The organism is Pandoraea cepalis (assembly GCF_902459625.1).
Classification (GTDB): Bacteria; Pseudomonadota; Gammaproteobacteria; order Burkholderiales; family Burkholderiaceae; genus Pandoraea; species Pandoraea cepalis.
In genome coordinates this window covers 39,881-51,714 of the sequence record NZ_CABPRY010000013.1, presented here as the reverse complement: position 1 = coordinate 51,714, position 11,834 = coordinate 39,881, and the positions used below count along the sequence as shown (strand labels likewise).

Here is an 11,834-nt window from a genome sequence, read left to right as displayed (position 1 = left end):
GCTCACCTGCCAGGGGCCCCAGAGCCTGTTCGACGATCTCACATGAGTGCCAGCGCGCGCGGTTCGCCGCGCCGGGGACGTCTTCTTGGCCGCCTTCCGGGCCTGTCTCCGAGGGCCCGCATTCCGGGCCTCAGGCACTTCCGACCCGCCTCTGCGCGACGGGATTGCGGACGGGCCTTTGTCGCCGCAATCGTACGCAACGTACTTGTCATTTTGTTTGACCGCATTCCATTTATCGGGGGCGTATATGCACGTCAAGAGAAGTTCACTGGGGATGGTCACTGCCGTCGCACTCGCGGTGTTGGCCTTGGCAGCATGCGGCAAGAAGCCGCCGCCGCCGCAGGCCATGGTGCCGGAAGTCGGCGTCGTGACGCTGCAATCCCAGAACGTAACGCTGACGACCGACCTGCCCGGACGCACCTCGCCCTTCCGCGTGGCCGACGTTCGCGCGCGTGTCGACGGCATCGTGCTCAAGCGCGATTTCACCGAAGGCGGTGACGTCAAGGCGGGCCAGCGTCTGTACAAGATCGATCCGGCCACGTATCAGGCCGCGTATGAAAACGCCAAGGCAACGCTGGCGAAGGCCGTGGCGAATCAGGCGTCGACGAAGCTGCTGGCCGATCGCTACAAGCAACTCGTGGCCGTCGAGGCGGTGTCCAAGCAGGACTACGACAACGCCGTCGCCGCATCGCTGCAAGCCGACGCCGAAGTGCAGGCCGGCAAGGCGGCCGTCGACACGGCGAAGATCAACCTCGGCTACACCGACGTGCCGGCGCCGATTTCGGGCCGCACGGGGTTGTCGCAGGTCACGGAAGGCGCCTACGTGCAGGCAGGGGCCGCCACGCTGATGACGACCGTTCAGCAGATCGATCCGATGTATGTGAACGTGACGCAATCGGCGGCGCAAGGGTTGCGCCTGCGTCGTGCGCTGGCCGAGGGCAAGCTGCAAAGCGCGGGCAAGAACGCCGCCAAGGTGGAACTGACCCTGGAAGACGGCACGACGTACCCGCTCGAAGGCAAGCTGCAGTTCTCCGACATTACCGTCGATCAGACGACCGGCTCGGTGACCGTGCGTGCCATCTTCCCGAATCCGAACCGCGAGTTGTTGCCCGGCATGTTCGTGCACGCGAAGCTCCAGGAAGGCGTGAAGGAAGGCGGTCTGCTCGTGCCGCAGCAGGGGGTCACGCGTGATCAGAAGGGACAGCCGACGGCACTGATCGTGAACAGGGAAGGCAAGGTCGAGTTGCGTCAGCTTGTCACCGATCGCGCGATCGGCAACATGTGGCTGGTGAGTGCCGGTCTGGCCGCCGGCGATCAGGTGATCGTGTCGGGTCTTCAAAAGGTGCGCCCGGGCGCGCCGGCGAAGGCGGTTCCGGCGCAGTTGCCGGGGGCTGAGGCGCCTGCAGGTGCCAGCGCACCGGCAGCGGCCGCTGCCGCCCCCGCCTCGGGCGCCAAAGCTCAATAACGCGGAGCCTCTTTCATGGCAAAGTTTTTTATCGATCGCCCGATCTTTGCTTGGGTGATCGCGATCGTCATCATGCTGGCCGGTGCGCTTTCGATCCTGAAGCTGCCGGTCTCGCAGTACCCGCCGATCGCCCCGCCGTCCGTTCAGATCACTGCCGTTTATCCGGGCGCTTCCGCACAGACCGTGCAGGATACGGTCACGCAGGTGATCGAGCAGCAGATGAACGGTATCGACAACCTCGAGTACATGTCGTCGACGTCCGACGGCTCGGGTACCGCTCAGATCACGCTGACCTTCGCGCAAGGCACGAATCCGGATATCGCGCAGGTGCAGGTGCAGAACAAGCTGCAGCTCGCCACGCCGCTGCTTCCGCAGCAGGTGCAGCAGCAGGGGATCAAGGTCGCCAAGGCGACCAAGAACTTCCTGTTGGTGATCGGCGCCTATTCCGACGACGGCAAACTGACCGACATCGACCTCGCGAACTATCTGGCCGCCAACGTACAGGATCCGATCAGCCGTGTGAACGGCGTTGGTCAGGTCCAGCTCTTCGGTGCGCAGTACGCCATGCGTGTGTGGGTCGATCCGCAGAAGCTCAACGGCTACAACCTGACGATCCTCGACGTCTCGAGCGCCATCCAGGCGCAGAACGTGCAGGTTTCGGCGGGCGAGCTGGGCGGCGCACCGGCGGTGAAGGGGCAGCAGCTCAACGCCACGGTGATGGCGCAGAGCCGCCTGCAGACGCCGGAGCAGTTCCGCAAGATCCTGCTCAAGGTCAACAAGGACGGCTCGCAAGTGCGTCTGGGCGATGTCGCCCGCGTGGAGCTGGGCGGTGAATCGTACCAGGTGGTCGCTCGCTATAACGGCAAGCCGGCGGCGGGTCTCGCGGTCACGCTGGCCACGGGCGCCAACGCGCTGCAAACGGCCACGGCCGTCAAGCAGAAGGTGGCGGACCTCGCACAGTACTTCCCGACGGGCATGAAAGCCGACTTCCCGTACGACACCACGCCGTTCGTGAAGATCTCGATCGAGGAAGTGATCAAGACCCTCATCGAAGGGATCGTGCTCGTGTTCCTCGTGATGTATCTGTTCCTGCAGAACCTGCGGGCGACGATCATTCCGACGATTGCCGTGCCGGTGGTGTTGCTCGGTACTTTCGGCATCATGGGCGCGGCGGGTTTCTCCATCAACACGCTGTCGATGTTCGGGCTGGTGCTCGCCATCGGTTTGTTGGTGGACGATGCGATCGTGGTGGTGGAGAACGTCGAGCGGGTGATGTCCGAAGAGGGGCTGAGTCCGAAGGAAGCGACGAAAAAGGCCATGAGCCAGATCGTCGGTGCGCTGGTGGGGGTGGCGCTCGTGCTCTCCGCGGTGTTCGTGCCGATGGCATTCTTCGGCGGCTCGACCGGCGCCATCTATCGCCAGTTCTCGCTGACCATCGTGGCGGCCATGGCGCTGTCGGTGCTCGTGGCCATCGTGCTCACGCCGGCGATGTGCGCCACGATTCTCAAGCCCATCAAGAAAGGCGAAGTGCATGAGAAGCGCGGCTTCTTCGGCTGGTTCAACCGCACGTTCGACAACAGCTCGAAAAAGTATCAGAGCCAGGTGGAGCGCATTCTCAAGCGCAGCACGCCGTTCCTGATCGTCTATGTGGTGATCGTGGCCGTCGTGGGCTTCCTGTTCGTGCGCATGCCGACCGCGTTCTTGCCCGACGAAGACCAGGGCTACTTCTTCAACCTCGTGCAATTGCCGCCGGGCGCGACGCAGGAGCGTACGCTCGACGTGATGAAGCAGGTCGAGAAGCACTATCTGGAGAATGAAAAGGACGCCGTGCGTTCGATCTTCACGGTGACGGGCTTCGGCTTCAACGGCCGTGGTCAAAACGTGGGTCTCGCGTTCACGATGATGAAGCCGTGGGATGAGCGTCAGTCGGCCGATCTCAAGGTGCAGTCGGTGATCGCACGGGCGTACCGGGCGTTCGCCGGCATGAAGGACGCAATGGTCTTCGCGATCAACCCGCCGTCGGTGCCGGAGCTCGGTAACGCAGGCGGTATCGACTTCGAGTTACAGGATCGCGCGGGTCTCGGCCACGACGCGCTCATGGCCGCCCGTAACCAGTTGCTGGGCATGGCGGCGAAGAACCCGAACCTTGCGAACATGCGTCCGAACGGACTCGACGATACGCCGCAGTACAAGGTGGACGTCGACGAAGAAAAGGCCGCGGCGCTGGGGCTGTCGATTGCCGACGTGTACAACACGCTCTCGGCGTCGTGGGGCTCGTCGTACGTGAACGACTTTATCGATCGCGGTCGTGTGAAGAAGGTGTACGTGATGGCAGAAGCGAAGGATCGCATGCTGCCGCAGGACATCAACAAGCTCTACGTCCGTAATTCGAGCGGGGCCATGGTGCCGTTCTCGGCCTTTGCCACAGGGCAGTGGATTTACGGCTCGCCGCGTCTGGAGCGCTACAACGGGGTGCCTGCCGTGGAAATCCAGGGCATGCCGGCACCGGGCAAGTCGTCGGGCGACGCCATGAAGGCGATCGAGGAAATTGCGAAGCAACTCCCGACGGGTATCGGTCTGGAGTGGACGGGGCTGTCGTTCGAAGAGCGCATCTCTGGCTCGCAGGCGCCGGCGCTCTACGCCATCTCCATTCTGATCGTGTTCCTGTGTCTGGCGGCGTTGTACGAGAGCTGGTCGATTCCGTTCTCGGTGATTCTGGTGGTGCCGTTGGGGGTGTTGGGGGCACTGCTCGCCGCGACCCTGCGCGGGTTGTCCAACGACGTATACTTCCAGGTGGGTCTGCTGACCACGGTGGGGCTGTCGGCAAAGAACGCGATTCTGATCGTGGAATTCGCCAAGGACCTCCAGGAGCAGGGCCGCACCCTGATGGAAGCGACGATGGAGGCGGTGCGTCTGCGTCTGCGCCCGATTCTGATGACGTCAATGGCGTTCGTGCTCGGCGTGTTGCCGCTGGCGATCTCCAACGGCGCGGGCTCGGCTTCGCAGCATGCGATCGGGACGGGCGTGATCGGCGGTATGCTGGCGGCGACGTTCCTGGCGATCTACTACGTGCCGGTGTTCTTCGTGCTGGTGCGCAAGCGCTTCGCGCATGAAGACCTGGACACCGTGGAGCATCCGGAAGCGCGCAAGCCGAACCCGGACGCCACCGAAGGCCCCGCCAAGGAAGGAAACTGAGCTATGAAGCACAAAGCATTGTCGATGGCCTTGGCGGCCGCGTCCCTGGCAGGCTGTACCCTGGCGCCGCATTATGAGCGGCCCGAGGCGCCGGTCGCCACGACGTTCCCCAGTGGCCCGGCCTACAAGACGCCGGGCGCGGCAAACCAGAACGGCACCGCGGGCAGCAATAGCGTGGCGGCGGCCGATCTGGGCTGGCGCGATTTCTTTACCGATCCCCGCCTGCAGAAGTTGATCGAGATCGCGCTGCAGAACAACCGCGATCTGCGCGTCTCGATGCTCAACGTCGAAGCCGCGCGTGCGCAATATCAGATCCAGCGTTCCGCGTTGCTGCCCTCGGTGGGGGTGGCGGGGCAGGGGTCGGTCCAGCGCACGCCGGGAGACCTGACGTCCTCCGGGCGGGCCAGCATCAGCCGCAACTACCAGGTGGGCGTGGGCTTTACGTCGTACGAACTCGATCTGTTCGGTCGAATCCAGAGCCTGAAGGATCAGGCATTGGAGACATATCTGGCCAGCGAGGACACGGCCAAGACGGCCCACATCACGCTGATCTCGGAAGTGGCGACGGCCTACCTCACCTGGTTGGCCGATCAGGATCTGCTCAAACTCACGGCCGACACGCTCAAGAGCCAGGAGTCGTCGTATCAGCTGACCAAGCGTAGCTTCGACGTGGGGACGGCCTCGGGGCTCGATCTGCGTCAGGCGCAAACGCCGGTCGATGCCGCACGGGCGAATCTGGCGCAGTACACGCGTCAGGTCGCGCAGGACGAGAATGCGCTCGCGCTGCTCATCGGTCAGCCGTTACCGGCGGACTTACCGCCGGGGCGTCCGCTCGACGGGCAAGGCCTGCTCACCGATCTCCCCGCCGGGCTGCCGTCCGATTTGCTGCTGCGTCGCCCTGACGTGACGGCGGCCGAGCACACGCTCAAGGGCGCCAACGCGAACATCGGCGCGGCGCGTGCCGCGTTTTTCCCGTCGATCTCGCTCACGGCGAGCGCGGGGACGGCGAGCGCGTCGCTGGGCAATCTGTTCAAGGGCGGGCAGGGCGCATGGTCGTTCGCACCGACCATCACGCTGCCGATTTTCGCGGGCGGGCAGAACCTGGCCAATCTCGATCTGGCCAAGGTGAAAAAGCGCATCGAGATCGCCAACTACGAGAAGGCCATTCAGACGGCGTTCCGCGAAGTGTCCGACGGGCTGGCCGCACGCGGCACGCTCGACGATCAGATCGCCGCGCAGGAGTCACTCGTCAAGGCGAGCGACGAGAGCTACAAGCTCTCGGACCTGCGGTATCGCAATGGCGTGGATAGTTACCTGAACGCGCTCGTCTCGCAACGCTCGCTGTATGCGGCGCAGCAGACACTGATCGCGACGCGCCTGTCGCGCTGGACCAACCTCGTTACGCTGTACAAGGCGCTCGGGGGCGGTTGGGAGGAGCACACCGCGCCGGCCAGCGCCGGGGTGGCATCGGCACCGGCGGCACCCGCATCGTGATCGTGTCGCGAGGCAGGTGCGCGGCGTGATCGGCGCAAATGTCTCGCGACGGTGCAAGGTTTGACGATCGAGACGCCCGGCAATACGCCGGGCGTTTTACGTTCAGGCGTCGCGTTTCGCGCTAAACAAGCTCAGTTCCCGAGAGGTTTAGACGCTGGGTTCTACGCTCGCCCCTACCTGGCATACCGCTTCGTCGATATCCTAGTTCGCGTTGTGTTCGCAACACCCCGAGCGTCGACGCGAGCGTTTGCATGACGTTGCCGACGCGACGCGCGGGTCACTTATAAGCTGACTGTTTTTCCAGGGAGAGACACCATGAGCGATCTTCAAACGCGCTTCGACGAGGCCGTAGCCCAATCCAAGGCGCTACCCGAGCGCCCCGACAATTTCACGTTGCTGCGAATCTACGCGCTCTTCAAACAAGGCACGGAAGGCGACGTGTCCGGTGCGCGTCCCGGCATCACGGATTTCGTCGGGCGTGCCAAGTTCGACGCCTGGGAGATGCTCAAGGGCAAGTCGAAAGAAGAGGCGCAGGAAGCGTACGTCGCACTTGTCGATGAGCTGAAGGGATAAGGTTGCCGGGGGCGGCAATGAAGCGATGACGCGATGAAGCGGCGTCGCGTCCCGTCGGAACGACACGCCAACAGACGGCGACTTCGGTCGCCGTTTTTTTTATGGGCGTTTGGTTAATGGCGGGCATGCGTTGCGTATGAGAAGTGAGGTGGCGCATGACGGGGCGGGTTTTGCGGCGGTGTCCGATTGGCGTTTCGTCGACCGTGCGCGACGATGGATGCGTCATCAACGAGACGAGGTATCGAACCATGAGACAGGATCGCCGACACCCCATGCGCTTGACCGACCGGCATACGCTTCGCGATGCGTTGACCCATCGCGCCCGAACGCGCTCGCGGCGAGGTCACGGTATGCCGCCGCTCGACGCGGGCCGACGCGGGCGGCGGGGAGCGCAGCCCTGGACACCGCCCGCCTCGGTGGCACCGAGGCAGGCGCCGTTGACGGGGCGGCCGCCGTGCGGTGTGCGGCGCAGGGCGTTGGCACGGGGCGCGACACTGCTCGACGTCATGTTTGCCGTGCTGGCGCTGACGGCCGGTGCGCAGGGCTTTGCACGATGGCAGGCCGCCGGGGGAATGTCGTCTGCCGAACTCGCATCGACGCCGAGCGTGACGATGATGGCCTTGCCAGCCCGGGGGGCGGCAATGTCGCGAACCCCAGCGGCGGGCGATGCGTGGTTCGCTCTCGGTCAACCATGAGCGCGCCGCGCGGCGACTGGGGCGATGGCTGGCGCAAACGTCGCATGACGGGCTTCACGTTGCTCGAGGTGGTACTGGCCATGCCGCTGGGCTTGCTGGTCGTCATGGCGGCGACGGCGATCTATCTCGCGGGCATTCGCTTGTGGCGAGTGCAGGCTGAGCGATACGACGTCAACGAGCGCGCCATCTTTGCACTGACGCAGCTCACGCGTGCCGTTGGTATGGCCGGATATCGGAACTGGGACCCGATGGAAGGCGCGATCCGATTGCCCGGGCCAGCGGTGAGAGACTGGCCGTCGCTGCGTGTCGGCGCCGAGTGTGCGCTCACGGCCGACAATTGTTCACGGTTCGGTTGGCAGGGCAGTGCGCTGCTGGAGGTGCAATTTCACGGGGCGGGCTTTTCGATGGGTAATGGGGCTGTGCACAACTGCGGCGGGTACCGCGTGAAAGCCACGGGACGGCTGGACGAACGTCAACTCAGCATCTTCTATGTGGACAAGGGAGAAGACGCGATTCCGTCGCTTTACTGCCGCTACGGCGAGCGTCAGGCGGCGGCGACCGATCTGCGCCGCCCGGAAGTGTTGGTCATGGGGGTGGAGGCCATGTACATCCGATTGGGCTTGCGTGACAGGGGGACCGGGGGCTTGCGTTGGGTCGCGCCGGCTACGCGAATGCGGAACCGACCAGCGCGCCCGCCGGTCGGCGAGCGGGGATGGGAGAACGTGGCAGCGGTCGCGTTTTCGTTGGTGATGCGCGGGGCGCCGCGTCGCGGTGGCAAGCCGCGGGCACTGAGCGTGATCGAAGTGTTCGACGGGGAGACCGGTGGTCGTGAGTTCAAGCGACTGGGCAACGCCGGCGACGTCCATTTGCATGTGTTCAATGCGGTGGCCTATCGTCGCAACGATGGTGGCGTGGGGGAGGAGGCCGAATGGTTGGCGTCTTCATTGTGATGTGGTTGGCGGCCCTGATGGCGCTGGCCGCCTCCGGCATGCAGCATCGTCAATTGGCGAACCGTTTCGTCGCGTACACGAACGATCGTGTCGGGGCGTTTGCCGCCGCCGACAAGGCGCTTGCCGAGGCGCGCGACTGGCTTACCGACGGCGCGCAGGCGGCGGAGATCGCGAGCATGTCGGCGTTCGACGCCGGGCCAAATGGGGTGTTGGCGGCGAGCCATCGCGGCGACGTCTGGTATCCAAAACGCGTGCCGCGATGGCGGACAGTCGAGTGGGGTGGCAGTAGCGCGGTCGTCAAACGGCATAAGGCAAGCTACTTTATCGAGCGAATCGCGTTGTCCGCCTATTGGACCGACGACGCGGCAAAGCGCACCGCGTCGGTGCGACGCTATCGGGTCAGTGCGATGGGATGTGGCGACTTGCCCGGGACGCGTGTCTACCTGCAGGCGATCTATGAGGTTCGTCGTCGTGAGCAGGAGGTTCGTTCCGTTGGGGGCCGCGGATCGGATGCTTCGCGTTCGTCGTATTCGTCGCGCGCATTGAGTTGGCGCGAGGTGGTGACGTGGCACGACGATGCCGTGGGGCAGACCACGCACGGCGCTCAGCGTGAGTCTTGCGATGCATCGTGATCCGCGGGCGATGTCGGGCATCACGCTGCTGGAGTGTGTTGTCGCGGTGGCGGTGCTTGCCGTGGCGCTGCTGGCGGTCGCGCCTTCCATCGAGGCCGTTCGCCGCCGGGTGGGGGTGGATATCACGGCGCGCGCCTTCCTGGCGTCGATGCAGGCTGCGCGAGCGGAAGCCCTGGCGCGCCACCGGCGCGTGGCAATAGCGCCGCACGATGGCGGGGCGCTGAGCGGAGGCTGGGTAACGTTCGTGGACGAAAATAGGAATAATCGCTTCGACGCGGGAGATCAATTGCTGGGGCGACATGCGCCATTACCACCGGGAGTACACATCGAAGCGGACTGGGCGCTGTACTACACGGAAGGGCTGGCATTCGCGGAAAGCGGCTTCATGCGAGCCGATCACGACAAATGGCTCTCGGGTACGGTGCGGATCGAGGGGCATGAGCGGCGCATCTGCATCACGATCAATGCCTATGGCCGCGCCCGCGTGGCACGTCGGTGCGCCGCCGCGCCGCGATGATGCCATGAGCGCGCGCCGTCATGCAGTCATGCGGCCTTGGCGTCGAGACGTGGTGCGGCCGCCACGTCCCGAGGCATAAGGGGGGCGTGCCAATTACATGACGGGGGGGATGCCGGCGTCGTTTGCGTTGGCGTGGGTGCTGTTCGTGGCGGACGCGACACTGCCGCGTGCCGCGTTGGGTTCATCGGCGTGCGGCGCTGACGGCTTCGTCGAGTCCTGCCAGAGCTTGATGCCTTGCCATGCGAGCACGCCGAGGCCGCCCCACTTGAGACCGCGGCGAACAACGCGTCCGACGGGGGTATGCGACAAACCGGTGAGCGCAAGAGAGGCCACCGAGCTGACCAGGGGGTAGCGCTCGAGCAGACCGCCGAGTTTGAGTCCGGAGTTCGCGAGGCCCCCAAGCCCGGCGAACTTCGCGAGGCCGCCCGGCAACAGGTAGCGCAACCAACGGAAATTGCGCAAACGCTCGCGCGTAACGTGCGCGGCCTGGATCAGTTCGGCGCGCTCGACGGCGATGCGCGTGAGCACCAGCTCCTTGCGAATGGCGAGGAGATCGTGGCGCGAGCGTCGTGACGATCGCGTGCGGCGAGGGCGGTTCGGTTCGAGCGGCACGGTCAGATCTCCTTCAGTCCGGACGCAGCGCGTCGCGATCCTTTTCGAACTCGGCCAGCGTGGCCTCGAACGGCATCGGCGCATCGCGCAGAATGTTGCGCGCACGCACGGCGCACCACCCCGCCAGCACCAGATACACGGCGAAGATGCCGGTCATGGCCTGAAGACGGTAGGTGTCCCAGAAAATCACGATCACCAGTGCGGTGAGCGACACCAGAGCGAGCACGCCGAAGAGCATCGCGGCCAGGCCGAGGAAAGCCACGCCCATCAGGCGTTCCTTCTCCTCGGTCAACTCGATGCCGATCAGTTCGATGCGCGACTGTACGATCTCGAGCAACGCACCGGCGAGGCGCCGCAGCGAAGGCCGCGGCGGGGTCGTGCGATCATTGTCGGTCATGAGGTGGGCTTGGCGGCCCACCTGACCCGTCGCGCCGGTCAGGTGGGCTCCGCCTTGGGCAGAGTAGGCGAGGAAGTGACTTGCGTCGGCGTAGCTTATTTACGGTTGAGCAGGAGGCCGATCACCACGCCGATGCCGGCGGCAATGCCCACGGCCTGCCAAGGATGGTCGTGAACGTAGTCGTCGGTCACGCGCGCCGCCTGCTTGCTCTTCTCGACGACGACAACCTGCACGTCGGAGGCTTTTTCCTTGGCTTGCTTGAGCAGCGCCAGGGCCTTGTCGCTCAGTTCGGAGGCGCGCTCACCGGTCGTGTTGGCGGCTTGCTTGAGCAGATCTTCGGCGTCGGCCAATACGGATTTGATATCGGTCATGAACTTCTCCTAGTTGGTAGGTACTTGCGACATGGTCGTTACCCGATTTTGGGAGGAAAATGCGAGAGGGATATGAGTGACATCGTAACGCGTTCAATGCGTCGTTGCCAGAAAACAACGTCCCAACCGCCTTATATTTCGAATAATTATTTGCACCAAATTTTTTATTCGTTCTGGCAAAGGTTAGCATCCTTTAGTCTTTACCCCACTGAGTTGACGGATCTCAAGGAGACTGTAAATGACATTGCGTTTGGGTGACATTGCCCCCGATTTCGAGCAAGACTCGTCGGTTGGCAAAATCAAGTTCCACGAATTTCTCGGCGACAGCTGGGGAGTCCTCTTCTCGCACCCGGCCGATTACACGCCGGTGTGCACGACCGAGCTCGGTCTGACCGCCAAACTCAAGGGTGAGTTCGAAAAGCGCAACGTAAAGGCCATCGCATTGTCGGTCGACGATGCCGAGTCGCACAAAGGCTGGATCAACGACATTAACGAAACGCAGCACACGACGGTCAACTTCCCGATCCTGGCCGACGGCGATCGCAAGGTGTCGCAGCTCTATGACATGATCCATCCGAACGCCAGCGAAACCGTGACCGTTCGCTCGCTGTTCGTGATCGATCCGAAGAAGAAGGTGCGCCTGATCATTACGTATCCGGCCAGCACGGGGCGCAACTTCGACGAAATCCTGCGCGTGATCGATTCGCTGCAACTGACCGACAACTACTCGGTGGCGACGCCGGGTAACTGGAAAGACGGCGAAGACGTCGTGATCGTCCCGTCGATCAAGGACGAAGCCGTGCTGAAGGAGAAATTCCCGAAGGGCTACAAGGTCGTGCGTCCGTACCTGCGTCTCACGCCGCAGCCGAACAAGTAATCCGGCTTGCATGTCGGAACGCTGTCGACGGATGTCGACAGCGTTCGATGGCCGCA

Annotated in this window: 11 protein-coding genes; 8 read left to right on the top strand and 3 right to left on the bottom strand. The window is 64.0% G+C overall.

Annotation, left to right across the window (positions count from 1 at the left end; all coding sequences use genetic code 11):
- The first annotated feature begins 247 nt into the window (after positions 1-247).
- From PCE31107_RS20450 to PCE31107_RS20420, 7 genes are all read left to right on the top strand, one after another.
- A complete protein-coding gene (locus PCE31107_RS20450; protein WP_150610477.1) occupies positions 248-1,465 on the top strand; it encodes an efflux RND transporter periplasmic adaptor subunit in 1,218 nt (405 codons plus the stop codon).
- A gap of 15 nt (positions 1,466-1,480) precedes the next feature.
- Positions 1,481-4,660 carry an efflux RND transporter permease subunit gene (locus PCE31107_RS20445; protein ID WP_130026665.1) on the top strand — a complete coding sequence of 1,060 codons (3,180 nt, stop codon included), beginning with the start codon at positions 1,481-1,483 and terminating at the stop codon, positions 4,658-4,660.
- A gap of 3 nt (positions 4,661-4,663) precedes the next feature.
- Positions 4,664-6,154 carry an AdeC/AdeK/OprM family multidrug efflux complex outer membrane factor gene (gene adeC, locus PCE31107_RS20440; protein ID WP_150610476.1) on the top strand — a complete coding sequence of 497 codons (1,491 nt, stop codon included), beginning with the start codon at positions 4,664-4,666 and terminating at the stop codon, positions 6,152-6,154.
- A 315-nt stretch (positions 6,155-6,469) separates the two neighbouring features.
- Complete coding sequence (locus PCE31107_RS20435; protein WP_017231656.1) at positions 6,470-6,727, top strand: acyl-CoA-binding protein; 258 nt, start codon at positions 6,470-6,472, stop codon at positions 6,725-6,727.
- 691 nt (positions 6,728-7,418) lie between these two features.
- The gene (locus tag PCE31107_RS23455; protein WP_174966744.1) at positions 7,419-8,372 is read left to right on the top strand and encodes a PilW family protein; all 954 of its coding nucleotides are present in this window, start codon (positions 7,419-7,421) and stop codon (positions 8,370-8,372) included.
- A complete protein-coding gene (locus PCE31107_RS20425; RefSeq protein ID WP_150610474.1) occupies positions 8,351-9,004 on the top strand; it encodes a pilus assembly protein in 654 nt (217 codons plus the stop codon). Before PCE31107_RS23455 ends, PCE31107_RS20425 begins: the two co-directional genes overlap by 22 nt.
- Positions 8,994-9,521 carry a GspH/FimT family protein gene (locus tag PCE31107_RS20420; RefSeq protein WP_174966743.1) on the top strand — a complete coding sequence of 176 codons (528 nt, stop codon included), beginning with the start codon at positions 8,994-8,996 and terminating at the stop codon, positions 9,519-9,521. Before PCE31107_RS20425 ends, PCE31107_RS20420 begins: the two co-directional genes overlap by 11 nt.
- Before the next feature lie 93 nt (positions 9,522-9,614).
- On the opposite strand, the gene PCE31107_RS20415 is transcribed toward PCE31107_RS20420, so the two are convergent.
- From PCE31107_RS20415 to PCE31107_RS20405, 3 genes are all read right to left on the bottom strand, one after another.
- Complete coding sequence (locus tag PCE31107_RS20415) at positions 9,615-10,133, bottom strand: DUF3318 domain-containing protein (protein ID WP_174966742.1); 519 nt, start codon at positions 10,131-10,133, stop codon at positions 9,615-9,617.
- 13 nt (positions 10,134-10,146) lie between these two features.
- Positions 10,147-10,530, bottom strand: coding sequence for a phage holin family protein (locus PCE31107_RS20410; protein WP_017231662.1), 384 nt, complete (start codon positions 10,528-10,530; stop codon positions 10,147-10,149).
- A gap of 95 nt (positions 10,531-10,625) precedes the next feature.
- Complete coding sequence (locus tag PCE31107_RS20405) at positions 10,626-10,901, bottom strand: ElaB/YgaM/YqjD family protein (protein WP_017231663.1); 276 nt, start codon at positions 10,899-10,901, stop codon at positions 10,626-10,628.
- Positions 10,902-11,139: 238 nt separating this feature from the next.
- Between PCE31107_RS20405 and PCE31107_RS20400 the strand changes: the two genes are divergently transcribed.
- Positions 11,140-11,778, top strand: coding sequence for a peroxiredoxin (locus PCE31107_RS20400; protein WP_130026658.1), 639 nt, complete (start codon positions 11,140-11,142; stop codon positions 11,776-11,778).
- Positions 11,779-11,834: the final 56 nt, after the last annotated feature.

What these genes read in the sequence shown, in the direction of transcription:
- PCE31107_RS20420 (WP_174966743.1), top strand. Translation starts at nt 8,994, where the DNA reads ATGCATCGTGATCCGCGGGCGATGTCGGGCATCACGCTGCTGGAGTGT.
- PCE31107_RS20400 (WP_130026658.1), top strand. Translation starts at nt 11,140, where the DNA reads ATGACATTGCGTTTGGGTGACATTGCCCCCGATTTCGAGCAAGACTCG.
- adeC (WP_150610476.1), top strand. Translation starts at nt 4,664, where the DNA reads ATGAAGCACAAAGCATTGTCGATGGCCTTGGCGGCCGCGTCCCTGGCA.
- PCE31107_RS20405 (WP_017231663.1), bottom strand. Translation starts at nt 10,901, where the DNA reads ATGACCGATATCAAATCCGTATTGGCCGACGCCGAAGATCTGCTCAAG.
- PCE31107_RS20425 (WP_150610474.1), top strand. Translation starts at nt 8,351, where the DNA reads ATGGTTGGCGTCTTCATTGTGATGTGGTTGGCGGCCCTGATGGCGCTG.
- PCE31107_RS20445 (WP_130026665.1), top strand. Translation starts at nt 1,481, where the DNA reads ATGGCAAAGTTTTTTATCGATCGCCCGATCTTTGCTTGGGTGATCGCG.
- PCE31107_RS20450 (WP_150610477.1), top strand. Translation starts at nt 248, where the DNA reads ATGCACGTCAAGAGAAGTTCACTGGGGATGGTCACTGCCGTCGCACTC.
- PCE31107_RS23455 (WP_174966744.1), top strand. Translation starts at nt 7,419, where the DNA reads ATGAGCGCGCCGCGCGGCGACTGGGGCGATGGCTGGCGCAAACGTCGC.
- PCE31107_RS20410 (WP_017231662.1), bottom strand. Translation starts at nt 10,530, where the DNA reads ATGACCGACAATGATCGCACGACCCCGCCGCGGCCTTCGCTGCGGCGC.
- PCE31107_RS20435 (WP_017231656.1), top strand. Translation starts at nt 6,470, where the DNA reads ATGAGCGATCTTCAAACGCGCTTCGACGAGGCCGTAGCCCAATCCAAG.